At 57.3% G+C, this 23,339-nt stretch carries 24 protein-coding genes and 1 riboswitch; of the genes, 18 read left to right on the top strand and 6 right to left on the bottom strand.

The genetic code is table 11. The features are described 5' to 3' along the window. Window positions 1-76: 76 nt before the first annotated feature. The 4 genes from CLV97_RS18460 (at window position 77) to CLV97_RS00585 (ending at window position 3,147) form a co-directional block, all read left to right on the top strand. Window positions 77-505: a CBS domain-containing protein gene (locus CLV97_RS18460; protein WP_245891313.1), complete on the top strand. Its 429-nt coding sequence runs from the start codon at window positions 77-79 to the stop codon at window positions 503-505. Between the two features lie 365 nt (window positions 506-870). Next, window positions 871-1,302, top strand: a complete 432-nt coding sequence (locus tag CLV97_RS00595) for a YhjD family protein (RefSeq protein WP_106343579.1) — start codon at window positions 871-873, stop codon at window positions 1,300-1,302. A gap of 18 nt (window positions 1,303-1,320) precedes the next feature. Next, window positions 1,321-1,665: a cupin domain-containing protein gene (locus tag CLV97_RS00590; protein WP_170070305.1), complete on the top strand. Its 345-nt coding sequence runs from the start codon at window positions 1,321-1,323 to the stop codon at window positions 1,663-1,665. A 171-nt stretch (window positions 1,666-1,836) separates the two neighbouring features. Further along, window positions 1,837-3,147, top strand: coding sequence for a short-chain fatty acid transporter (locus tag CLV97_RS00585; protein ID WP_211295650.1), 1,311 nt, complete (start codon window positions 1,837-1,839; stop codon window positions 3,145-3,147). Here CLV97_RS00585 and CLV97_RS00580 read toward each other — a convergent pair. Beyond that, window positions 3,105-3,914 (bottom strand): HAD family hydrolase, encoded by an 810-nt coding sequence (locus tag CLV97_RS00580; RefSeq protein ID WP_106343576.1) that lies wholly within the window; start codon window positions 3,912-3,914, stop codon window positions 3,105-3,107. The genes CLV97_RS00585 and CLV97_RS00580 overlap by 43 nt on opposite strands. A 189-nt stretch (window positions 3,915-4,103) precedes the next feature. On the opposite strand from CLV97_RS00580, the gene CLV97_RS00575 reads away from it, so the two are divergent. After that, window positions 4,104-4,949 (top strand): SPFH domain-containing protein, encoded by an 846-nt coding sequence (locus CLV97_RS00575; RefSeq protein ID WP_211295649.1) that lies wholly within the window; start codon window positions 4,104-4,106, stop codon window positions 4,947-4,949. Beyond that, window positions 4,946-5,125 (top strand): type II toxin-antitoxin system antitoxin, encoded by a 180-nt coding sequence (locus CLV97_RS00570; protein ID WP_106343574.1) that lies wholly within the window; start codon window positions 4,946-4,948, stop codon window positions 5,123-5,125. Before CLV97_RS00575 ends, CLV97_RS00570 begins: the two co-directional genes overlap by 4 nt. On the opposite strand, the gene CLV97_RS00565 is transcribed toward CLV97_RS00570, so the two are convergent. Beyond that, entirely contained in the window at window positions 5,122-6,453 is a 1,332-nt protein-coding gene (locus CLV97_RS00565; RefSeq protein ID WP_106343573.1) for a hemolysin family protein, read from the bottom strand. The genes CLV97_RS00570 and CLV97_RS00565 overlap by 4 nt on opposite strands. A gap of 130 nt (window positions 6,454-6,583) precedes the next feature. After that, complete coding sequence (gene mgtE, locus CLV97_RS00560) at window positions 6,584-7,951, bottom strand: magnesium transporter (protein WP_106343737.1); 1,368 nt, start codon at window positions 7,949-7,951, stop codon at window positions 6,584-6,586. A 920-nt stretch (window positions 7,952-8,871) separates the two neighbouring features. Here mgtE and CLV97_RS18005 point away from each other — a divergent pair. Further along, window positions 8,872-9,048 carry a hypothetical protein gene (locus CLV97_RS18005; RefSeq protein WP_170070304.1) on the top strand — a complete coding sequence of 59 codons (177 nt, stop codon included), beginning with the start codon at window positions 8,872-8,874 and terminating at the stop codon, window positions 9,046-9,048. 117 nt (window positions 9,049-9,165) lie between these two features. On the opposite strand, the gene CLV97_RS00550 is transcribed toward CLV97_RS18005, so the two are convergent. Beyond that, a complete protein-coding gene (locus CLV97_RS00550) occupies window positions 9,166-9,657 on the bottom strand; it encodes a protease complex subunit PrcB family protein (RefSeq protein ID WP_106343571.1) in 492 nt (163 codons plus the stop codon). Window positions 9,658-9,845: 188 nt separating this feature from the next. Here CLV97_RS00550 and CLV97_RS00545 point away from each other — a divergent pair, with 188 nt between their 5' ends. The 3 genes from CLV97_RS00545 (at window position 9,846) to CLV97_RS00535 (ending at window position 13,911) form a co-directional block, all read left to right on the top strand. Continuing rightward, entirely contained in the window at window positions 9,846-11,546 is a 1,701-nt protein-coding gene (locus CLV97_RS00545) for a DNA repair helicase XPB (protein ID WP_106343570.1), read from the top strand. Then, entirely contained in the window at window positions 11,527-13,398 is a 1,872-nt protein-coding gene (locus tag CLV97_RS00540) for a helicase-associated domain-containing protein (protein ID WP_106343569.1), read from the top strand. Before CLV97_RS00545 ends, CLV97_RS00540 begins: the two co-directional genes overlap by 20 nt. Window positions 13,399-13,491: 93 nt before the next feature. Beyond that, complete coding sequence (locus tag CLV97_RS00535) at window positions 13,492-13,911, top strand: YlbF/YmcA family competence regulator (protein ID WP_106343568.1); 420 nt, start codon at window positions 13,492-13,494, stop codon at window positions 13,909-13,911. A 3-nt stretch (window positions 13,912-13,914) separates the two neighbouring features. On the opposite strand, the gene CLV97_RS18305 is transcribed toward CLV97_RS00535, so the two are convergent. Further along, window positions 13,915-14,067, bottom strand: a complete 153-nt coding sequence (locus CLV97_RS18305; RefSeq protein ID WP_211295644.1) for a hypothetical protein — start codon at window positions 14,065-14,067, stop codon at window positions 13,915-13,917. Window positions 14,068-14,473: 406 nt separating this feature from the next. Between CLV97_RS18305 and CLV97_RS00525 the strand changes: the two genes are divergently transcribed. The 8 genes from CLV97_RS00525 to CLV97_RS00495 all read left to right on the top strand — a co-directional run bounded on the left by CLV97_RS00525 (window position 14,474) and on the right by CLV97_RS00495 (window position 22,119). Next, on the top strand, window positions 14,474-14,734 hold the full coding sequence (locus tag CLV97_RS00525) for a YlbG family protein (RefSeq protein ID WP_106343566.1): 261 nt from the start codon (window positions 14,474-14,476) through the stop codon (window positions 14,732-14,734). 127 nt (window positions 14,735-14,861) lie between these two features. Then, on the top strand, window positions 14,862-16,097 hold the full coding sequence (locus CLV97_RS00520; RefSeq protein ID WP_106343565.1) for an MFS transporter: 1,236 nt from the start codon (window positions 14,862-14,864) through the stop codon (window positions 16,095-16,097). 83 nt (window positions 16,098-16,180) lie between these two features. Beyond that, window positions 16,181-16,340: riboswitch (cyclic di-AMP (ydaO/yuaA leader) on the top strand. A gap of 8 nt (window positions 16,341-16,348) precedes the next feature. Next, a complete protein-coding gene (locus CLV97_RS17995; protein WP_170070302.1) occupies window positions 16,349-16,516 on the top strand; it encodes a hypothetical protein in 168 nt (55 codons plus the stop codon). Beyond that, on the top strand, window positions 16,513-19,164 hold the full coding sequence (locus CLV97_RS00515; protein ID WP_106343564.1) for a phosphoenolpyruvate synthase: 2,652 nt from the start codon (window positions 16,513-16,515) through the stop codon (window positions 19,162-19,164). Before CLV97_RS17995 ends, CLV97_RS00515 begins: the two co-directional genes overlap by 4 nt. A 571-nt stretch (window positions 19,165-19,735) precedes the next feature. Beyond that, the gene (locus tag CLV97_RS00510) at window positions 19,736-20,392 is read left to right on the top strand and encodes a zinc ribbon domain-containing protein (RefSeq protein ID WP_170070301.1); all 657 of its coding nucleotides are present in this window, start codon (window positions 19,736-19,738) and stop codon (window positions 20,390-20,392) included. 58 nt (window positions 20,393-20,450) lie between these two features. Further along, complete coding sequence (locus CLV97_RS00505; protein ID WP_170070300.1) at window positions 20,451-20,741, top strand: YkvA family protein; 291 nt, start codon at window positions 20,451-20,453, stop codon at window positions 20,739-20,741. 271 nt (window positions 20,742-21,012) lie between these two features. Next, the gene (minD, locus tag CLV97_RS00500) at window positions 21,013-21,813 is read left to right on the top strand and encodes a septum site-determining protein MinD (RefSeq protein WP_106343561.1); all 801 of its coding nucleotides are present in this window, start codon (window positions 21,013-21,015) and stop codon (window positions 21,811-21,813) included. 36 nt (window positions 21,814-21,849) lie between these two features. Beyond that, complete coding sequence (locus CLV97_RS00495) at window positions 21,850-22,119, top strand: cell division topological specificity factor MinE (protein ID WP_106343560.1); 270 nt, start codon at window positions 21,850-21,852, stop codon at window positions 22,117-22,119. A gap of 107 nt (window positions 22,120-22,226) precedes the next feature. Here CLV97_RS00495 and CLV97_RS00490 read toward each other — a convergent pair whose 3' ends face one another. Further along, complete coding sequence (locus CLV97_RS00490) at window positions 22,227-23,057, bottom strand: hypothetical protein (protein WP_106343559.1); 831 nt, start codon at window positions 23,055-23,057, stop codon at window positions 22,227-22,229. Window positions 23,058-23,339 lie beyond the last annotated feature (282 nt).

The following is a 23,339-nucleotide window of genomic DNA, read 5'->3' as shown; positions in this document are numbered from 1 at the left end:
ATACTGTCCGCGGACGGGAGGAATGCATTTTCCCGGGTCGGAGCAACCTAACCGCAGAAAAGGAGGGAACCCGACAATGGCTCAGCTGAGAGATATCATGACCACCCAGGTCGCCGCGGTGTCGCCCCAGGACAATGTGTATCAGGCGGCCAACCTGATGAAGCAGCACAACGTCGGCATGATTCCCGTGGTCGAAAACGGACAGCTGCGCGGGGTCATCACCGACCGGGATCTGGTGATCCGGGGCATCGCCGATAAGAAACCCAATTCCCAGCAGGTGGCGGATGTGATGACCAACGCCCCGGTGACGGGTACGCCGGACATGTCCGTCGATGAAGCGGCCCGACTCATGGCCCAGCACCAAATTCGCCGGCTTCCCGTGGTGGAAAACGGCCAGCTGGTGGGGGTCGTCTCCATCGGCGATCTGGCTGTCCGTCAACCCTTCGCCGATGAAGCGGGACATGCGCTGAGCAACATTTCCGAGCCCAGCCGTCCCGTCATGTGAGGAGGAGAGGCGGGCCGGGGAACCCGCCTCTCTTTCCTATTTCCTGCGCCAAAAGATGCTGAGGACCCGCCTGAACACAAACCCCCCGGAGATACGGAGATTTCTTTGCCGTGAACGGAGGATCACTTTCTCCAATTCTTTCATCCTTTCCTCGGCCATCCATTCCATCTCGTAAGGACTGTGCATCAATACGGCACCCTCCCTGTCCAAATCGTGTCTCCACCTTTTTGTACCCTATTTACACATATAATAAACAATATTGTTTATTATATATGTAAATACAGCAGAAAAAAATACCAGAGAAACAAGAACATACGTTTGCATATAATAAAGGTAAACGCCTTTTCACTGGGGTGGGATGGACGATGCTGATCGCTCCGGAGGAATATCGCCTTTTCGCCGACCTGGTGAAGCGGGTTGTCTTGCTGGAAGTGTTGGAACGGGTCTTGGAACGGGACTTTCGGACCATCGCAAACACTCCCGTAAAAATGCGCCGACCCATCGGAAAAGCGCTGGAGGAAATCCGGAAGCGCGTCGCAAGGGACGCACTGAACGCCCGGAGGGAATTGCGCCGGATCGGGGGAGAGATCATCGAGGTGAGGCAGTTGTCCGATGTCCGCGAAGTGAAGGCCCGTTTTCGCGGATTTCTCCACACGCAACGGTATGTCAACGAGTGGCTGCGGAGCGAGTGTGAAGAGACGTTTCTCCACCAGTTGTCCTCCCAGGATTTTTGTTCAGTTTCTGAGGCGGGGCCTGTTGAACCCTCTCGGCGGATGGAGTACAATGAATCCAAATGAATGAGGGGGTTTTTGTCGATGGAAGGGCCCTATGTGGTTCGCAAGGGCGACGGAAATTGGATTCCCATGGGTGATGGCGTTCGGCTCAGCTATTTGCGGAGATACCGGGACGAGTACAGCATCCTGTTGGAGATGGATGCCGGCGGCCGTTTTCCGGTACATGATCATGTAGGCGGGGAAGAGATATTCGTCCTGGAGGGATCCGCCCGGCTGGGAACGGAGGAACTCCGGCAGGGGGATTACTATTATTCGCCTCCGGGGGTGAGCCATGCGGTAGAGACGGAAGAGGGCTGCAGCCTCCTCATCACCTCTGCCCGAGGGATGGAAGTGAATGCAGGGCAGGAGTCTCTGGAAACATCCTGAGGCTTTTTTGAACTGATGATGAATGAAAGGGTTTTCACGGGAGGTTTTCCGATGAGGTCCAAGCCGAATCGGTTTGGACCTTTCTTTTGGCGATATTATCCTAATTATTTAAAATAAATTCATTTCATTGATGTTTGAGCCGATTTATTCTTAAAAGGAGGGGTTCTTTTGCTGAGACGGTTTACCCGGTTGTGTGTCCGTCTGGTGGAACGCTATCTTCCCGATCCGTTTTTGTTTGCCGTGCTGCTCACCTTTATCGTCTTCATCATGGGCCTCGTATGGACGCCTTCGGGTCCGCTGGAGATGATCCGCCATTGGGGAGACGGATTTTGGGGACTTTTGGAATTTACCATGCAGATGGTGCTGATCCTCGTCCTGGGGCACGCGTTGGCCCGCGCCCCGTTGGTGGAGAGGGGTTTGAGGAGGGTGGCCGGAATGGCCCGGGATCCCGGCAAGGCGCTGATGCTCACCACCTTCGTGGCCACCGTGGCCAGCTGGATCAGTTGGGGCTTCGGGCTGGTGGTCGGCGCCCTGTTCGCCCGTGAAGTGGCCAAAAGGGTTCCGGATGTGGATTACCGGGTGCTGGTGGCCGGAGCCTACTCCGGATTCCTCGTCTGGCACGGGGGATTGTCAGGATCCGTTCCCCTCAAGTTGGCCACGGATGATCAGTTCGGCGTGATGGTGCCCACTTCGGAAACGCTGTTTGCCGCCTTTAACCTGGTCCCGGTGATCGTCTTGGCGGTGACCCTGCCCTTCTTGATCCGCTGGATGCAGCCGACCCGTCCGGAACGGGTGACCGTTCGTCCCGAATGGTTGCAGGATGACGCTTCCGCTGCCTCCCTGGCGAATGATTCGGTGGAGACGCCGGCGGAACGCCTGGAGACCAGTGCGGCCATCTCTCTGGTGACGGCGGCGATGGGTCTGATCTTCATCCTTTGGTTCTTCATCGAAAAGGGATTCCAGCTGGATCTCAACATCATCAATTTCATCTTTCTGATGGCGGGGATCGCGCTGCACCGCACCCCCAGGCGGTATGTGGCGGCCATTTCAGAGGCGGTCAGGAAGACGGGAGGCATCGTTCTGCAGTTTCCCTTCTATGCGGGGATCATGGGCATGATGGCTTCTTCCGGACTGGGGGAGAAGATCTCGGAGCTGTTCGTGAGCATCTCCAATGAAACCACCTTTCCCCTCTTCACCTTTTTGAGCGCCGGTCTGGTCAACCTGTTCGTCCCTTCGGGAGGCGGCCAGTGGGCGGTTCAGGGTCCCATCATGTTGGCCGCGGGGGAGGCCCTGGGGGTCGATCCGGCGAAGACGGCGATGGCGGTGGCCTGGGGCGATGCCTGGACCAACATGATTCAGCCCTTCTGGGCTCTCCCCCTTCTGGCCATCGCCCGATTGAAGGCGAGGGATATCATGGGTTACTGTCTGGTGGTTCTCCTCTATTCCGGCCTTGTGATCGGGCTCAGCTTCCTGTTGTTGTAGAAGCGGGTTTTGGGACCGGGGATGATTCCTCCCGGTCCTTTATTTTTTTCGTCCCACACCTGAAGGAGTTCTTCCAGCGATGCGATCGCGTAATCGGGCAGATGTTCTTCGGTGATGCGTCCCGAATGGCCTTCCCGCTCCAGCCGCGTGGAGATCCAGCGGTGAAAATCGGAATGCCTTTTTCGCTGAGAAGGGGGAAGCCGGCGGATTTCGGGCGGCAGATCCCGGCTGATCCAGACGGAGACGGCACCGGCCCGGTTGGCTCCCACGATGTCCTGATCGATCCGATCGCCCACGTGGATGATGCGGCGGGGATCCGCAAAGCGGAAAAAATCGGGGCTGGGCTTGGCGGTCTGCAGGCGGTCCGGGGTGTGAAAGGCGGAAAAGAAGGGGGTGAGTTTCAAACAATCGGTGACGGGCCGCTGGTAACACTCAAAACCGTTGGAGGCGACGACCATGTGGACTCCCGCCTGCCGGAAGGCATTCAGCGTCGGAAGGACGTCGGAAAAACGCCAGACTTTGCCGGGGACCGAGTGTTTTTCCACCAATTCCTTGACCGTGAAGGGGGGATCGATTCCGATCGTCTCCCGGGTGACCGTTTTCAGGATGTCGTCCCAATCGTAGGCGTCTCGCATTCTCCCCTGCCGGAGGCGCCGGCTGTGTTCCCGGGCCAGCACATCGTAAAAGGAAAATCGTTCCTTGGAGATATGGGTGTGGTACCAGGTTTCGATTTCCGGAAACACCCAGCGCCGAAAGGGGTTGATCATCAGCGTGTGATCCAGATCGAAGGAAAGGATGAAAGATATCAGGATCGGTCATCTCCTCACCATGGTTTACAGTTTCATTGTACTCCTTCACCGCCGGAAGTTCGCCCCAAAACGGCGGATCGGTTTTCATGGCAATATAATTATGATATCATAATGATAAAAGAAGGGAGGAAGATTATGCAGCAGGCCATTCAGGAACACCAGGCGTGGAAAGTGAACGGTTTCGTGATGCTGGGGGTTGGACTGGCAACCTTCGTGTTGGGCCTTTTGCTTCTCCTGTTGTCGGGATCAATCTTGGGGGCTGTGTTTTTCGTCGTCACCGGGCTGATCGGCCCCGGTTTTGTCATGGTGCAGCCCAATGAGGCACGGGTCCTGATCTTTTTTGGGAAGTACACGGGAAGCGTTCGCGAGGCGGGGTTTTTCTGGGTCAACCCCTTTACGATCAAGAAACGGGTCTCCCTCCGGGTGCGCAACTTCAACAGCGAGAAGTTGAAGGTGAACGATGCTGCCGGCAACCCCATCATCATCGGGGCGGTGGTGGTGTGGAAAGTGGTGGATTCGGCCAAGGCCCTGTTTGATGTCGACAACTACGAGGAATTTGTGGCAATCCAGAGCGAGACGGCCATCCGCTCCCTGGCCAGCCGGTATCCCTACGACAGCCATGCGGACGATGTTCCCTCTCTCCGGGGCATTCCCGATGAAGTGGCTGAAACCCTGAAGAGGGAAGTGCAGGAGCGTCTCGAAGTGGCCGGTGTGGAAGTGATCGAGGCGCGCATCAGCCATCTCGCATACGCTCCGGAAATCGCCCAGGCGATGCTTCGTCGCCAACAGGCGGAGGCGATCATCGCCGCCCGGAAGAAAATTGTGGAGGGGGCCGTGGGCATGGTGGAAGCCGCCCTTGCCCACATCGAGGGGCAAAACCTCCTCCAGCTGGATGAGGAGCGGAAGGCGGCGATGGTGAACAACCTCCTTGTCGCGCTGGTGGCGGAAGGAGATGCCCAGCCGGTGATCAATACCGGCACGCTTTACTCATGAGCGGAAAAAAACGATTCCTCCTGCGCCTCGATCCCGAACTTTACGCCGTTCTGGAAAAGTGGGCGGCGGATGAACTCCGAAGCGTCAATGCGCAGATTGAATTTCTTCTCAAATCCGCGGCGGTGAAGGCCGGACGATGGAAGGGGCGGGACGGAAACAAAAAGGGCGATTCCTAGCTTTTTCGGTCGAGGTTGTCCTCGGCCGTTTTTTTGTTGGGCTTCACCAGAAGCCGGGTGACGCTTCGCTGATCGATCTCCTGAACGGTGAAAACCCAGTCATTGTGCTCCACTTCATCGCCGACTCGGGGCACCTCCTTCAGCTGGGAAAACACCCACCCGCCGATGGTGTCGTTATCGGGATCCTCGATATCCGTCCCGAAATAATCGTTCACTTCTTCGATCAGCAGGCGGGCGTCGATGGACGTGCCGTCGCCGACGTTCTGGAAAAAGGGGCGTTCGTCGTCAAATTCGTCCTGGATCTCCCCCACGATCTCCTCGACGATGTCCTCCGTGGTGACCAGACCGGCCGTTCCGCCGTACTCGTCGATCACGATCGCCATTCCGGCCCGGTTTTTTTGCAGGATGCGGAGCGCGTCCTTAATCTCCATCGTTTCCGGAATCAGGATGGCGGGACGCGCCAAGCGGATCAGATCGGGGTTTTTTCCCGCCACCAGATGCTCATACACTTCACGGACATGGACGATCCCCCGGATGTCGTCCTTGTCCTTTCCGCACAGGGGGTAGCGGGTGTATTGGCTTTCCTTGATGACGTTCAGATTTTGCTCAAGGTTGTTCTGGGCGTAGAGACAGACCATATCCACTCGGGGGACCATCACTTCGCGGGCGACCCGGTCGGCGAACTCGAAGATTTTATCGAACAGCGCCAATTCCGTTTGATCGATGATGCCGCTCTTGTGGCTCTGGGCGACCAACATGCGGATCTCTTCCTCGTTGTGGACCTGCTGGTGTTCCGGAACCATTTCCACCCCCAGCCAGCGCAGGATGAGGTTGGCCGCCCCGTTCAACAGGTATATGAAGGGGTAAAACAGCTTGTAAAACCAGTGGAGCGGCGTGGCCGTCCACAGCGTCGTCTGCTCCGCCCGGCGAATGGCGAGGGATTTGGGGGCCATCTCCCCAAGGACGATGTGCAAAAAGGTGATGAAGGAAAAGGCGATGACAAAGCTGACGGTGTGGATCGCCCATTCGGGGATCTCCAGGGGAGCCAGCACCGGTTCGATCAGCCGGGCGACGGCCGGCTCCCCGATCCATCCCAGACCCAGGGAGGCCAGGGTGATGCCCAACTGGGTGGCCGAGAGGTAGGCGTCCAGATTGGCCAGCACCCTTTCCGCGACGCGGGCCCTCCGATGCCCCTTCTCCCTCAGCATGGCGATCCGGGTGGAACGCACCTTGACGATGGCGAATTCGGCAGCGACGAAGAAGCCGTTCAGAAGAACCAGTATCAGGACCAGAAGCAAATTGAACACTGTCGAAACAAAGGCTTCCAATAGAGGTACCCCCTGCAAACGGCGTCCCTGCGCTCGAAGCGTTCAAGCCCCGCTTGCCCGCTTCGACCGAAGGGTGACGGAGCTTTTTATGAGTTTCCCCCGTTCAATGATCCGATAAAAATCTTCGGGCTTACAGGAGAAAATTGAGGCAGAGAGTGGCGATGCCGAAATAGACCACCAGGGAGAAGACGTCGCTTAAGGTGGTGATCAGCGGACCGGAAGCGACGGCGGGATCCACCTTCAAAAAGTGCAAGAGAAGCGGAATTACCGTTCCGGCGATGGTGCCGATGAGCAGGGTGAGAAGGAGGGAGAAGCCCACCACGATGCCCAGTCGCAGATCGTTTTCCATTCCGTATAGCACACCGACGATCAGCAGGCTGCAAACCGCTCCGATGATCAGGCCGACGGACGCCTGTTGCAGGATGAAACGGCCGTATTTGTCCCGGGTCAGCTCTCCCGAGGAAATCCCGCGAATTACCAGGGCGAGGGATTGGGTCCCGGTGTTGCCGGTCATTCCGGCGACCATCGGCATGAAAAAGGCCAGGGCGGTCAACTGGGATATGGTGTCTTCAAAATATCCCACCAGCCTGGAGGTCAATATGCCGATGAACAGGAGAAGCATCAGCCAGGGAATCCGCCTCCGGGCGGAGGCCAGGGGAGAGGTCAAAACTTCCTTTTCCGTCCGGCCCACCGCCGACAGTTTGGCGATGTCCTCCTGAGCCTCTTCAATTAAAACGTCCAGGATATCGTCCACCGTGATGATTCCCAGGAGCCGGTTTTCATCGTCCACCACGGGGATGGCGAGAAAATCGTACCGCCCCAAAATGGCCGCGACCTCTTCCTGGTCCATGTCGGCCGGAACGGAAATCACCCGCTCATACATGATTTCCCGAACGGGAACATCCGGGCGGGCGATCAGGAGCTCCCGCAGGGAAACGACTCCCACCAGGCGATCGTCCCCGTCAATCACATAAATGTAGTATACCGTTTCCGCCGTCGGTGCCTCTTGACGGAGATACTGGATCGCTTCTTCCGCCGTGTAGTGGTCGTAGACGCTGATGTATTCCGTCGTCATTTTTCCCCCGGCGGTGTCCCCGGGATAGTCGAGCAGGGCGCGCACCTTGTCTGCCTCGGCCTGCTCCATCTTTTTCAACAGGGTTTGTACCTTCTGTTCTTCCAGTCCCTCGAGTAGGTCCGCCATCTCGTCGGAGGGCACCCGGTTCAGCACGCGGGACAGTTTTTCCGGCGGCAGTGCAGACAGGATTTCCAGTTGTTCGGCCTTCTCCACTTCTTCAACCAGTTCGGCGATTTTTTCGGGAGAGAGGAAATCGAGAAATTGGCGCCGATATACGCCGTTTAGCCGGAAAAAGATCTGTCCCAGGTCGTAGGGTTGCAGCTCCTCGAGGAGCTGGCGCATCGCCGATTTGTTTCCCTTTTGAATGGCCAGTTTGACGGCATCCATCGGCAATTCCACCGTTTGATGCTCCGTTGTCTCCATGTTTTCACCCTCCTTTCCTTCTTCCTTCAAACCCTTCCCATCATAACAGATGGCCCCCATCATCATCCAGAACTTTCACGGGTTTTTCCCCGAGGTCGGCAATTTTTTTCCGGGGACTCACGTTGCCTCTTTCATATGGCAGTCTCCCCCTTTTTCGCGGGGGATAAAGGCAGGAAGCTGGACGCTTTCGCTTTGTGGCACCAACCCGAACACATATGCATGGGGCGGAGTTTCTCGGATCAGCGATTGGCCTGATGCCAACACATTTTCGTTAGGGCATATAAGTTTCCGTAGGAAAAATTTTTGCATTCATTTTATTAAAGGGGCGGATGGGGTGTCAATGCGACCAGAGAAATATCCCGGTTCCAAACCGCCGCTTTTTTCATCGGCCCTCCGCGCGGGAAGGCAGCGGCACGACGACACCCCTCGCTTCCGTTGGTCAGAGGGTCATTTCGGGGTATGTCCCGTCATGGACGGGGCCTTCCTGACATAGTTCTAATAGGGGATATGAAGAAGGAGAAAAATCGGTAAGCGGGGAGATGAAATCGTGGCGGATCGCTTCAAAAGAGGATTTGCTCCGCGGGGCGCGGTTCCCTGGGTTTCCGCGGTTTATCCCCCGGGATGGCCGTGCGTCCCGGCGTTCTGGGGAATTCCGACGGAGCCTCCCTGCGGATGTTGCGGGGGATATCCCTTTTCTCCGGCACCTCCCGCGTTCGGGTGGTCCATGCCGTGGGGATTCATGGCTCCGGTGTATCCGGCACTTACGGCTGGCGCCCGTTCCGTCAAAGGGGTACGGAAAAAATGGAAGCGGCAATGGAACTCCCCCCGTTCTCCGGAGGTGCCCTGGATCAGGAGGGAGTCTCATTCATGAGCGGATTGCGGCCGGGCATAATAGGGGGAAAAGAAAGGAGGCCCGACCATTGCCCGAACTGCGAATTCCCGATGTCGGTTCACCGGACGGCCCCGAAATTTACACCCCGCGGGAACCGGAAATCGCTTCTCCGCGGGAACCGGAGATCGCCTCTCCCCGGGATCCGGATCCGAACTCGGAGCCGGAGCGGCGTGAACCGGAGCGACGTGAACCGGAGCGGCGGTGACCTGCCTGCAGCGGAGAAAGGCGTCAAGGAAAAGCGCCCCGTTTCACCACGGGGCGCTTTTCCTTGCCTTCGGAAGGCGGCGGGCGCGTGCAGAAGGGAGGTTACACGCCCCTCATGTTATTGATCGTTGGAAGGGGGGCTGGCCTTTTTGAGATGGAATTCGTAATTTGCCTCATCTTTTTGGGAGATGGAGACGACGGCCGCCGGATATGTGATGGCCTGGGTCACCATCGAATCTTTGGCGGGAGCGATTTCCTCCGCGTAGATGTGGACGGTTTCCCCTTTCCGGAGGATATCGGTGATCTTGACCTGATATCCTCCCGTGGGACGCTGTCCGGCGGAAACGATCAAGAAGATTCGCGATCCGTGGGGGATTGTGGCATGGCCTCCCTGGGGAGTGGAAGTCAATCGGTCAAAGTGCTTCTTCACGTCCTCAGGCAGTTGTTCGACCGGCTCTTCTTGGAAATCCACCGGGGTCCCGGAGGAATTCGTCCCCGTAGAAGCTTCGCTTCCGGGGGAACCGTGCTTTCCGTCGGGTTCCGAACCGCAGCCGGTAAAGGCGAGAATCAGGGCGAAACAACCCATGAGTATCACCTGCCTTAAAGCCATCGCTTTCCCTCCTGTGCAGGTCGGTTGCCAATTCGCGGAAGCCACTCACTTAACAGGCGAGGGATTGGACGGATTGTTGCAAAAAGTTTTAAAACCGCTGTCTTGGTTATTTTACCACAAGGCAGCATGATCGGTCATGTTTTCCCGCCGGGTGGTTCAAACTAGAGGAAAACGGGAAGGGGTGTCCCATGTCCTATCGTCCGGAAAACCCCCTGGTAGTACAGAGCGATCGGACGGTTCTCCTCGAAGTGAACCATCCCCGGTTTGAGGAGATCCGCGATCGCTTGTCCATCTTCGCCGAGCTGGTGAAAAGTCCGGAATACGTTCATGTTTACCGCATCACCCCCCTTTCCCTGTGGAATGCGGCGGCGAGGGGGATGAAGGCGGCGGAGATGATGGAGCTGCTCACCCGGTACGGAAAATTCCCGCTCCCTCCGGCGGTGGAGCGGGAAATTGCGGACACGGTCTCCCGGTACGGACGGGTCCGGTTGGAAAACCGGAACGGGGAGTTGGTCCTCACCTTTAGGGATTTGGAGGTAAAGAATGATGTGCTCCGTCTCTCCTCCCTGAAATATTTGCGAGAAGGAAGGGAGGGGGACGGGCTGCGGGTTCCGCCGGAGCGGCGGGGCCAATTGAAACAGGAGCTTCTGCGGCTCGGATATCCTGTGGAGGATGTGGCGGGATACAGCGAGGGGGAACCGCTTCCGGTCCGCCTCCGCAAGGTGTGCCGGTCGGGTCGCCCTTTTCGCCTTCGGGATTATCAGATCCGGGCGGTGGAAGCCTTCCATCAAGGGGGCAACGCCTGCGGGGGCAGCGGTGTCTTCGTCCTCCCCTGCGGAGCGGGCAAGACTGTGGTGGGTCTCGCCGTGATGGAGCGGGTCGGCCAGGCGACGTTGATTTTGACGACCAACACCACCTCGGTCCGCCAATGGATCGGAGAGATCCTGGACAAGACCGATCTTCCCCCGGAGCGGGTGGGGGAATATACCGGGGACCGGAAGGAAGTGCGCCCCGTAACGGTGGCCACTTATCAGATACTTACCCATCGCGGGAAAAAGGATGGCGCCTTCGAGCACATGCAATTGTTTCAACAGCGAAACTGGGGGTTGATCATCTATGACGAAGTGCATCTGTTGCCCGCGCCGATCTTTCGGGCCACCGCCGATCTCCAGGCCAAGCGCCGGCTGGGACTGACGGCCACCCTGGTTCGGGAGGACGGGAGGGAAGGGGATGTGTTCTCCCTGATCGGCCCCAAAAGGTACGACGTCCCGTGGAAGGAACTGGAGGGCCAAGGGTGGATTGCCAGGGCCGAATGCATCGAGATTCGGGTGCCCATGTCCTCCGAGCTGCGACGTCGCTACATGCACGCCGCCAAGCGCCAGAAATACCGGATCGCGGCGGAAAACCCCGAAAAAATCCCGGTGCTGGAGGAGCTGCTGGATCGGCATCGCAGGGACCGGGTGTTGATCATCGGCCAGTATCTTTCCCAACTGCGGAGAATTGCCGAACGCCTTTCGATCCCCCTGATTACCGGCCAGATGAAGCAGGCGAACCGCGATCTTCTCTTCGACCGGTTTCGGCGCGGGGAGATTCCGGTGCTGGTGGTCTCAAAAGTGGCCAACTTTGCCGTGGACTTGCCGGATGCCAACGTGGCCATCCAGGTGTCGGGAACCTTCGGATCACGGCAGGAGGAGGCGCAGCGGTTCGGACGGATCCTGCGCCCCAAAGGGGGAGAAAACCGCGCCTATTTTTACAATCTCGTCACCCGGGACTCCCTGGATCAGGAATACGCCCTGCATCGTCAGTTGTTCCTCGTGGAGCAGGGATACCATTACGAAGTCAGGGAGGTGGGAGGATGGGAGGGAAAACATGTATCCTTCGCTGATTAGCTGCCTGACATCCCTTTCCCCGGAAGTTCGCCTTCGCATTGCCGCCCATCACGGTCTGCGGGAAGCGGAGCCCGAAACGCTGGCCCGGCGGCTGACCGATCCCGCTCACCTTCGTTCCTTCGTCCGACGGATGGATCCGGCGGAGCGGGAAGGGATGGATTTCTTCCTGTTCCAAGTGGGGGAAGGAGTGTGTGCCGAAAGCAAGCTGAGGGAGCGGGAAAGCATCCTTCCCGTTTCCCCGTCCCGGTTCCGGATTGCGCTGGTACGTCTTCGTCGTTGGGGCTTCCTCTACGGTCTTCGCCGGAGGTGGGGGGAGACGGTTTACTGGTGCCCTTCCGAGGTTCGCACCGCTTGGCTGAATGTGAACAGAAAGGGGTCCCCATTGCTCCCGCCGGCGACGGGACGCATCGATTCCCGGGAAGCGGGCGGCCGCGGGGTGTGGCACGCTCTTTTTCATTTTTTGGTGTTGTGCGATCGGGAACGGATTCCCCTGCCCCGGGATGGAGGGGTTCACCGCCGCTGGTGGAAGAAGCTGTCGTCCGAAATGGAAGAGTGGGAAGAGGAGTTCAGGGAAACGCCTTGGGCGGACCGGCAGGAGCCGGCCTCGGTCCGGTTGGTGCGGGACCTGGCCCGCCTTCAGGGGCTGGTTCGTGAACGCGGGGGTGCCCTGGAGGTGGATCCCGCTCGCCTCGATTCCTGGCTGTCGCTCTCCTGGGAAGAGAGGCTTCGACGGCTGTACGATTTGACCCGGTTTCGCCTGCTGGAGGGCCGGCCGGATTGGGATGCTTTGGTGCGGTTGATGGAAGCGCATCGCAGCGAAGAATGGGTGGCGGTTTCCACCCTGTTGAAAGAATGGGCATCGCTGGCCGGTAAGAGCGGGGGGCGGATCCAAGGGGAAGCGTTGGTGCGTCACTGGTTGAAGCCGCTTTGCCGCCTGGGATGGATCGAGCTGGCCTCTTCCCCCCAGGGGATTTTGTGGCGCTGGACCCCCTTTGCCCCGGCGGTTTGTCGCGCAGCGGCGGAGGAGACCGGGATGGTCCAGCCCGATTTCGAGGTGCTGATTCCACCCTTTTTTCCGCTGGATAAGCGGTGGCAGCTCGCCCGTTTTGCCGACTATGCCGGAGGGGATCACTTCCTGGTGTACCGGATCGGGGCGGATTCCGTGGGAAGGGCCAGGGAAAGAGGGATGGCGGAGGAGGAGATGATCGCCCTCCTGGAGCAGCTGGCCGGAGGCGGGATTCCCGCCAACGTGACGGCCGGAATCCGGGAGTGGTGCCGGCGGGTCGGGCGGATCTCGCTTCGCCATGCGCTCCTGGTGGAAGGGGATGACGAGGAGCTGATCGATGAATTGGAGCTCATCCCCGAGCTCGGGGAGTTGATCGCGGAACGGGTTGGACGCCGGGTGCTGATCGCCGATGCAAACCGGGAGGAAGAGCTCCGCGATCGTTTGAAAAAACTGGGGTTTCCGCCGCGGCAAGAGGTGAAGCCGAGGAAGCCCGGGACCGATACCGAGGAGAGGGGCGAAGGAGATGCGGAACCGGAGGGCTTTACGGTGGAAAACCGTTATCCGGACCTGACCGAGGCGGTGCCCGGGGCGCGCAACCTCCCCCGGATGTGGACGTCGGCCATCCGTTCCTATCACCCAGCCACGGTGCAGGATATGGTGCGCAAGGCGATACAGTTGCGCCTGGAACTCCGGGTGAAGGAGAAGGACGGAACGGTCCGTCAACTCATCCCCCGGCAGCTGGAAAACCGGGAAGGATCCTGGACGATGGAGGGAGTGGACGGCGGGCGGAGGGTCCGGATCGAACTCAGCCGGATCGGGGGCGTGCAGATCCGGTTGCCGGAATAGCTTCGTCGAGGCCGGCTCTTTTGCCCACCTCCTTCGTTACATCGGATACGGCTTTTCATTTTGTGTTACAATGCAGTTGGGAGGTCGGCATCGATGGGAGCACAGACAAAATCGCTCGACATGGCCGAAATTTTGATGGAGGCTTATCAACTGGCTGACCGGATCAACGAATCGGAGGAAGTGAAGCGTTATCTTCAACTGAAGGAGCGCCTGGATGCGGATCCGGAAGTCCGGCGGCTCATCGGGGAATTCCGTCGGAAGAAGGAGAAGTTTGAGGAAGCCCAGCGGTTTGGCCATTTCCATCCGGATTACCATGCGGCCAAGGAGGAAGCCGAGTCGTTTCAGGAGAAGATGGCCCGGCATCCGTTGATTGCGGAATTTCTGGAGGCGGAGGAGCAGCTGGATCGGCTGCTCAACGAGGTGAGCCGAACCATCGCACACGCGGTGTCCGAATCGGTCCGGGTTCCGGTCAATGACCCGCGTCCGATCAAAAGGCGGAACTGCTCGGGTTGAAGTTCACCCCTTCGGCCGCAGCAGGACGCAGTCGGAACATTGATTCCCGCAGCAAAAGCTCTTCCGGTCGGGAACGCGGAATCGGAACCGGTAGACCAGCCGGTCGGTCGCCGTGCGGACGAAATGGCATTCGTAAAACAATGGGGTTCCAAGCACCATCTTGTCCGCCTGCTCGCGGGCTGTTGACTCAAAGCTCGCCTTGACCGCCGCTGTCGGTGGTCTAACGTATAGAAAATCGATTCCGACATATCTTCGATGTTCGATGGAAAGATCCGGGCATAAGCGCTGAACCCGCTTGATCAATGAGGACAACATTTTCTCCAGCACCGGGCGTGGGCGTCAAAGCCGCCCTTCACTCCCTTCTTCGCAGTTTGCTTATCCGGAATTGCACACATTTTACCATATTTTGATCCTGCTTGTCGTGTCGGGAAGCTTGGGCACCGCGGTTGATATGGAAATCCATGAATGATATTATAGATTATGGATTGTTCTTCTCGATTCTCCGGGAAGGGGATCCGTGATCCGATCTTTGACATGCAAAAGGCTAAAGGAGCTGCGAAGAATGAAAATCACAGAACGGCTGGGTTTGGCTGTTTGGGTGAAGGATTTGAAGGCAGCTCGCTCCTTGGGACGTCTGGGGAACATTCACTATATCTCGAAGCGTCTGAAATACGTTTATCTGTATATCGACGGAAAAAAAGCGGACCAAATGATTGAGCGGATCGAACGGATGCCTTTTGTTACGCGGGTGGAACGCTCTCTCCGGCGGGAGTTGGCGATGGAAATCGCCTCCAAGCCGTTGGGATTGCATCGCCGAGCCTAATGGACGCCGGATTTTTATCACCCCGTTGCCCGGTTCAAAGCGGGCAACTTTTTTCTTTTGATATTTCGTTTTACGAAATAACCGCGGGAAAGAAAGAGAGACAGGGAGAGGAGTTGAGGGAGCGGTTATGGAACTGTGGCGTCGGAACCTGTACATTCTGATGGGGTCCCAATTCCTCGTCATGGGAGCCATGACGATGATCATCCCCTTTTTGCCCCTTTATTTGCAGGAAATGGGCGTGACAGATCCGGAAAAAAACCAGATGTGGGCAGGGTTGATCTTCGGTATCAACTTCCTGTCCGCCTTTGTGATGGCGCCTGTCTGGGGCAGCCTGGCCGACAAAAAGGGAAGAAAAATCATGGTGCTGCGCTCCGGCTTCGGCATGTCCGTGGTGATGATCTTGACCGGATTGGCCACTTCGCCGCTGCAGCTGCTGTTGCTGCGCCTGCTCAACGGGACCATCTCCGGTTTTGTTCCGGCTTCCATTTCCTTGGTGGCTACCAACACGCCGCGGGAGCGCGTCGGTTACGCCCTGGGGATGCTCCAGTCGGGAGGCGTCGCCGGGTCGATCATGGGCCCCTTTATCGGAGGAGCCCTCGCCGAATTGATCGGCTTTCGCATGATTTTTTACCTGACGGGAACGTTGCTGGGCATCGCCACCCTGGTGGTGCTGTTTTTCGTCAAGGAGGAGAAATTGCCGGAAGAAAAGAGCCAATCCGCCGGCTTTTTCGCCGACGGATCCTTTATTTTGCATCAGCGCACCTTGCTCATCCTGTTTGCCGCAGGGTTTCTGCTTCAGTTCGCCATGCTGGGGCCGCAGCCCCAGATGCCCCTTTATGTTGAGCGGCTGGGAGCCCCGGGGGGATATATCGCCTTTTTCGCCGGCTTGGTGACGGCGGTGACCGGCATGGCCAACATGATGGCCTCTCCCTTCCTGGGGCGGTTGGGGGACCGGATCGGGTCGGAACGGGTCATGGTTTACGCGATGATCGCCGCGGCCCTCTTCTTTATCCCCCACGCCTTCGTCACCTCCGTCTGGCAACTGCTGGTTCTTCGCTTCCTCCTGGGGCTGTGCATGGGAGGACTTTTGCCGTCCCTCCATGCACTGGTCAGGCATCATGCCCCGGCGGGGAAAGAAAGCACCGTCTACGGTTACAATTCCAGCGCCATATTTCTGGGTAACATGATGGGGCCGATCGTGGGCGGCTTTTTGACGGTGTGGATTGATATCCGGGGGCTCTTCCTGGTGACCGCGGGCCTCCTTCTGTTCGGGGCCTGGTGGGTCAAGACGGGATTGAACCGGCCGACGACCCCCAAACGGGAACAATCGGTCCCTCAGAAACGGGTCAGCTCCGCCCATTGAGGCGGGTAAGGCGATCTTTTCCGATCCATTGACATCCAAGCGGCACGGGGAGTAAGATGAGACCACAAACCAAATAATCATTTCCATTCCAATCGCTGAATCCCACTTTGGGAGCGGGGGAACCACTCGCGGCTCATAGCCTTTTCTGTGAGCCGCACGGGGTGAATCCTGGATTCGTCCAGGTAGGGTGACTCTCAGCACCCGAATCCGTCAGCTAACCTCGTAAGCGTTTTGAGAGGGAGGGGATTGTCGTGCTGTGCCACGGTTTGATTCGTGGTGTTCACAAAGCCGCAGGAAGCCTTCCTTCCCGCGGCTTTTTCGATCCGGCAAAGTGGCGGTCGGTAGGGTTTTTATCCTTTGCGAAGCTCAGCCTCAGCAAGCTTGACTTCATTTTTTCGGAAAGGAACGTGGAAAAATGAAGTATGTTCTGCAATTTGAGGAAATCGACCGTCACAGCTTGCCGCATGTAGGTGGGAAAGGCGCCAATCTGGGGGAAATGGCCAAGGCGGGCTTGCCGGTACCTCCCGGTTTTTGCGTCACGACAGCGGCTTACCGCCGCATAACGGATGAATTGCAGGAAATGGAACGATGGCTGAACGAGCTGAACCGGTTGCAGCCGGATCAGCTGGATGAGATTTGCGCCTTGGCGCAAAAGATCCGTGAGGGCATTCGGTCCGTCACCATTCCGACCCCGATCAGGGAGTCGATTCTTCAGGCTTGGACCCGATTGGGCACGGATCATGCCTTCGCGGTACGGTCCAGCGCCACCGCCGAAGATTTGCCCGCCGCTTCTTTCGCGGGGCAACAGGAAACCTATCTGAACGTCCAGGGGGAAGAGCAGCTCCTGGAAGCGGTCAAAAAGTGCTGGGCTTCCCTGTTTACGGACCGGGGCATCGTGTACCGCATCAGGAACGGGTTCGATCACAAATCCGTATCCTTGTCTGTTATCGTTCAACGGATGGTTTATCCCGAAGTGTCCGGAATCATGTTTACCGCGGATCCGGTGACGGGACATCGGCGCACCGTTTCCATCGAGGCCGGGTTCGGACTGGGTGAGGGGCTGGTTTCGGGCATTGTGACCGCCGATCTGTACAAGGTGCGGGATGAAGAAATCATTGAAAAACAAATTGCAAATAAGGATAAAGGAGTCTATGCCGTTGCCGGGGGCGGAACCGAAGTCCGGGAACTGCCCTCCGAACTTCGGCAAAAACAGGCGCTTCCGGACCCGAAGATTCGGGAGCTGGCGGCATTGGGTCGAAGGATCGAAAAGCATTACGGTTCCGAACAGGATGTGGAGTGGTGTTTGGAAGGGAATGACATCTACATCCTCCAAAGCCGGCCCGTCACGTCCCTCTATCCCGTGCCTTCCGGCAAGAAGGGCGAATACCGGGTCTATCTTTCGGTCGGTCACTCCCAAATGATGACCGATTACATGAAACCCCTCGGGATCTCCGTTTTTTTGTCGCTTGCTCCCGAAGACATCACCATGTTCCGGTTGACGGAAGCGGGGGGACGGCCCTTTTGGGATTGTTCCAGCCTTCTGTTCCTGAAACCTGTCCAGCGCAAGATCCTGAGTAGCACGGTTGTGGACGACAATCTGTTCGCGCTGAAAAAAGTGGTTCAAAGCGAAGATTTCAAACGTCTGGCGCCGAAGCGGGGCGTGTGGCGGGAAGCGCTCTCGACTATGAAAGACATTTTGTCCATCTACCGGAAAGCGATCTTGCGGCTGATCCAGGTCTGGTATTGGGAAGAGCCGGAACTTGCCGCAAGGATAGCTTTGACCGCCTTCGAGCAGGAACTGGACCGGGTAAAGCAGGAGCTGCTTGCGCGTTCCGGAGCGGAACGGATCCGGTTGATCCGGCGTCACAACATTTTTGACGCGATGATCGATCCGATCGCCTTAACCTATGCCGGATTCATCGCCATGGCGGTACTCAAGAAAAAAATCAAAAAATGGTTGGGGGAAGAATGGGATTCCTCCATTGAAAAATCTCCTCCCGGCAACATCACCAGCGAGATGGGGCTGGCGATCGGCGATTTGGCCGATGCGGCAAGGCCCCATCCCGAAGTGATCCGCTATCTGGAGCGGGCGGAGGACCGCACCTTTTACGAGGGATTGAGCGAAGTGGAGGGCGGCGGAGCGTTTCGGAAAAAATTGGACGAGTTTATGGAGAAATTCGGGATGCGGGCGCCGGGCGAGATCGATATCACCCGGGTCCGCTACAGGGAAGCTCCCACCATGCTCGTCCCTTCCATTCTCAGCCATCTGAAAAGCAATGCCCCCGGGGAGCACCGGGAAAAATTCAAACGTGGAGAGAAGCAGGCCCAGGAGGCGATCCGGTCCCTGCTTCAGCGGGTGAAGGCGACGCGGGGCGGAACCCGGAAAGCCAAGAAGCTGGCCCGGCTCATCGCAATGTATCGAAACACCGTGGGAATCCGGGAACTGCCCAAATACATCATCATCCGCTACCTGGGGCTTTACAGGGAAACCATTCTGGAGGAAGCAAAGGCCCTTGTTGTAAAAGGAATTCTCGATCAGACGGAGGATGTCTATTATTTGACGCTGGAGGAATTGATCTCCCTTCTGGAGAGCCGCCTGAACAAGGATGAAGCCCGAAAGCGCATTTGCTCGCGCAAAGCATCGGAGGAAATATACCGGAAACTGTATCCTCCCCTGGTCATCACCAGCGAAGGGGAAACCTTTTCGGCGGATTTCGTAAGCGACAAGGCACCTCCCGGCGCTTTGACCGGCATTCCCGCCTCCTCGGGCGTTGCGGAGGGGTATGTCAGAGTCGTCTGCCGGCTGGAGGACGGGAAACTGAACAAAGGGGAAATTCTGGTTGCTCCTTACACGGATCCGGGTTGGACGCCCCTGTTTCATTCGGCCAAGGCCCTCGTGACGGAAGTGGGAGGGATGATGACCCACGGATCCGTTGTCGCCCGCGAATATGGCATCCCGGCCGTGGTCAGCGTGAAGGATGCGACCCGAATTCTGAAGGATGGCCAATATGTCCGCGTCGATGGAACCAACGGATACGTGGAGATTTTGGAGGGTGAGAAGGAATAGCGGGGAGGATCGATCCCCCCCGGGTGGATGCGGATTTTCTCCCGCCTCGTCGTGTGGCCATATCCATCCGTCCCCCGATGCATATGGATATCAGGACTCTTCCACTTGACTCTACTACCCGCAAGGAGTGACCAGCATGCCCATTCGGTTGTTCAAAGGCGCTTCCGGCCCGCCGGGTTTGTTTGGGCGAATCGGGGGGAGGAGACCGGGGCCTCCGAGGTTTGGCAGGCGTCTGGGCCGTCCGCCCCTTGCCGGCGGAGGTCCGCCGCCGTTGCTGGACGGCAGGTATCCCCCCGGCGGCCCGTGGGGTGGACCCGATCCGGAATTTATCGGTCCCCCGGGTCCCTGGGGGGAGGATCCCTGGGATATGCCTCCCGGCTTTTTTGGGCCCGGTCCCTGGGGCGGTCCCGGATGGGGCGACGATTTCTGACAGGTCAGGAGAGATCATCGCGTCGAAATCTTTACCCCCGGCCCCCCGGGGTTTTTCTTTTTGTCCGCCCTTCTTGTGAACCGGGGATTGATCTGATATCGTCTATGATTGAAGGGAATTGAGGTTATGGAGGGGTTCCGGTTGAAGCTCTGGAAGGAACTGAAGCAGCGCGTGGAAAAGGGTGTGGAGACCGCCAGTCATAAGTCTCAGCAAATGGTCGAAATCAGCCGATTAAACCTGCGGATTCGAGGGAAAAAAGAAGATATCAACCGATTATATCGTCGTTTGGGCATCCTTGTATATGAAGCATGGAATGAGAACAAGGGGGAGCGCCTTGTTCTCAGCGGGGATATGAAGGAAGTCCTCCAGTTGATTCGCCAGTTTCAGGCCGATATCACAGCCATGGAGCGGGAGCTGCTTTCAGTGCGGGGAAAGGTGGACTGTCCCGAATGCGGTGCCGTTTTCGACCGAGGGACGGAACACTGCCCCGTATGTCAAGCTCCGATCCCCCATGCCATGCCCCCCTCCACCGATGCACGCAACACCGCGTCGGAGCCCCAGGCATCCGATGCCTCCTCCCACCGACGTCATTCTGAACCCATCGTTTCGCAAACCGTATCTTCCGACAAAAATGAGCCCGACGGAGAGCGGCGGACAGCCGTTGCGTCGGACAACCCACGTGCACTGTCCGAGTTTCAAACAGTGGTCGGAGAGGCGATTTTCGTCTGCCCGGAGTGTGGAAATCAGCTGAAAGAGCTTGTAGATACCTGTCCCTATTGCGGTGAAAAGTTCTTGTAACGAGCCGCCTGCGCCGGGCTGTTCGGGTTGGCGCATGATCTTCGAGGGGGCGATCTTCATGGAGAAGCTGGACCGAAAAATCCAGCGGGCGGGCGGGGTTGGAAGGGTGCTGCGCACATTGAAGCTGATGATGGACTATTTTCGGCATCCTGAGACGAGCCTCGCCAAGAAACTCATGGTGGGAGCCGGCTTTGTGTATTTCTTTTTGCCGACGGATTTCGTTCCCGACCTGATCCCGCTTTTCGGCTATGTGGATGACGCCGCTTTGGCGATGGTTATCTGGAAACTGTTTTCCAAGGAACTGGAGCATTTTGAAAAACAGAACAGGAAGCCGAAAGATTCGGATTGACTGTCAATGTCGCACAGGGACCATGGCGCTCATTTCTCCTCTTTTTCGCCTTCTTTCCCAACGAATTACTTTTTTTCTCTTTCCATGTTTGTTACAATATTGATGAAACTTGTAATCTGTTGTCAAAGCTTCCGAAATGTAACCAGTTGAAAGGCAAAGAAGCGTTGGGGAAGAGGAGATTGATCGGTGGGCCACGGCTTTGGGCGCCGCCGGACCGTCGACCCACGAGAAGAATCGATCTTTAAGAGGGTTTGAGAAAGGAGTAGCGAAAATGAATCATGAACCCGTGGCGATTACGGTGACCAGCGGAAAGGGCGGCGTGGGGAAAACGACGACCGTCGCATCGGTGGGGATCGGACTGGCTCAGCTGGGTCGAAAGGTTTGTCTGCTCGATACCGACATCGGTCTTCGCAAACTGGATCTGATGCTGGGCCTGGAGAACCGGATCGTGTATGACTTGGTGGACGTGATCGAAGGGGTGTGCAAGCTTCGTCAATCTCTTGTCCGTCACAAGGAATTTCCCAATCTGGCTCTTCTTCCGGCGGCCCAGACCCGATACAAGGAAGAAGTGACGCCGTCTCAGGTGAAACAGGTGGTGGACGAGCTCAAAAACGAATTCGAGTACATCCTGATCGATTCCCCGGCCGGAATCGAGGGCGGTTTCCGGAATGCGATCGCTGCGGCGGACCGGGCGATTCTGGTCGTCAATCCGGAGATTCCTTCCGTCCGGGATTCGGACCGGGTGATCGGACTTTTGGAGGCGGCCGATCTCCGGGAGATCGATCTGATCGTCAACCGGGTTCAGCCGGGAATGGTGAAGGCCGGCGACATGTTGAGCGTCGAACGGATTCAAAACCACCTGGCGATCAATCTGTTGGGGATCGTTCCGGAGGACAGGCGGATCATCCGCTCCTCCAATACGGGGGAACCGGTGATCATGGATGCAAAATCCACTGCAGGACGAGCCTTCAGCAATATTTCCCGCCGGATAAACGGGGAGTCCGTCCCCTTTATGGAGCTGGAGGACAACGGCTTCATCAATCGGCTGAAGCGGCTGTTTCCCATCGCTTAATTGATCGCCCGATCCAGGACTGAGGTGAAAATCGACATGATCAATCTGTTTGGAAGGGATAGGGAACGCCCGACTGCGGATACCGCTGATGACCGACTGTCTCTGGTCCTCAGCTATCAGCGCACGGAAATCGACGAGAAGAAACTGAAGCATTTTCGGGCTCGCCTGATTGAGCTGTGCGATGAGTTTGGATACGATGTGGTAGGCCAGGTGGAGATTCGACCGCAGACCGGCCGGGATCGGACGACGGTGATTTGTGCCAGCATCCCCATTCGACGGAGGGATACCGTCCGGGAACCCCTTTAGGTATGTACGTAGGGATGTCCCGGGGAGAAGAGGAGACCGCTGGTTATCCGATAAAGCGTTGATAACCGACATTCCGGTTTTTCCCGAATACGCGACTGGGCACGGGCTCAATGCCCGTGCCCTTTTCCGTCATATCCGTTTGTCCTTTTTTTCAAGTGCTCTTCCAAAAAGTTGGCGATGACCATCGGGAAGTCTTTATCTTCGGACAAGGTGAACAAAGCGATGGAGACGCGGGTGCAACCGTAGCGCCGCATCAGCTGCAGCATCTTCTCCTTCGTCTGGTGATTGATCCGGCCGTACCGCTCCTCAAAGGCCTTCAGCAACATCGCCTCTTCGCTGTTCATCGGGGCGATCGCGACCGTTTCTTCGGATATGGCCGCTTCCGCCGTTGCGGAAGCCTCTTCGCGGCCCGGTTCGGAGTTCCACCGCTGCTCCTCTTCCCAGTTGGGCGGGGTTTCCAACTTGCGTATAATCGGTTTCTGCACGGCCCAGCTGGGCTGTTTTCGTCTGCGCGGACGCTGTTTCGGAAGATGGGTGAATTTATGTGGATATTTGTTCCTGAGAGTATAAATTCGCTGGTAAATCGCTCCGGGGGTGCGGGAGAGCTTCTCCTTCAACACTTCGATGGCGGCGGTGATGGGTTTTCCCTCTTTGGCGAATTGGTTGACCGTTTGCACCAGGATTTCCTCTTCCTCATCGGACCAACTGTTCAAGCGGGGCTTTGTGTTGCCGGCGGAAACGGCCGTGAATCGTTCGGGACGCTCTGCCCGCAATTTTCGGACGTGGGCGATGATCCCGGCATATCCCCGGTTCAGTTCATTTGCCAGTTCGCGGATCACTTCCCGTTCCGGCCTACCCTTCGCCAATTCTTCATTTAATGCGGTGATGATCCGTTCGTTTTCCTCCTCGGAATATTTTCCTTTTTTTGTATCGAACATGGCGGATTCCCCCCGTATACACTTCACTCTTTTTCAATATAACAGAAATTTAATCTAATTTTCCAGGGCAATACTTGTAAAAATTCATTGTTATGAGAATACATTGCAGAAAAAGGCTATCAAATCCTCGTTTTTTTCGGGGGTTATCCCATTCAAAAGTATAATTGTACCTGAATTCGACCATAAAGGTATTATAGACCTTAACTTCAATTCATCCCAACCTTTTAGAGCGTATCAAAATATTCGAGTCAAGAGACGACCATTCACCCGGAAAAGCCCATT

This window comes from Planifilum fimeticola (genome assembly GCF_003001905.1).
Lineage (GTDB): Bacteria > Bacillota > Bacilli > Thermoactinomycetales > DSM-44946 > Planifilum > Planifilum fimeticola.
The sequence above is the reverse complement of the archived record's forward strand: the minus strand, read 5'-3'. Positions and strand labels throughout refer to the sequence as shown.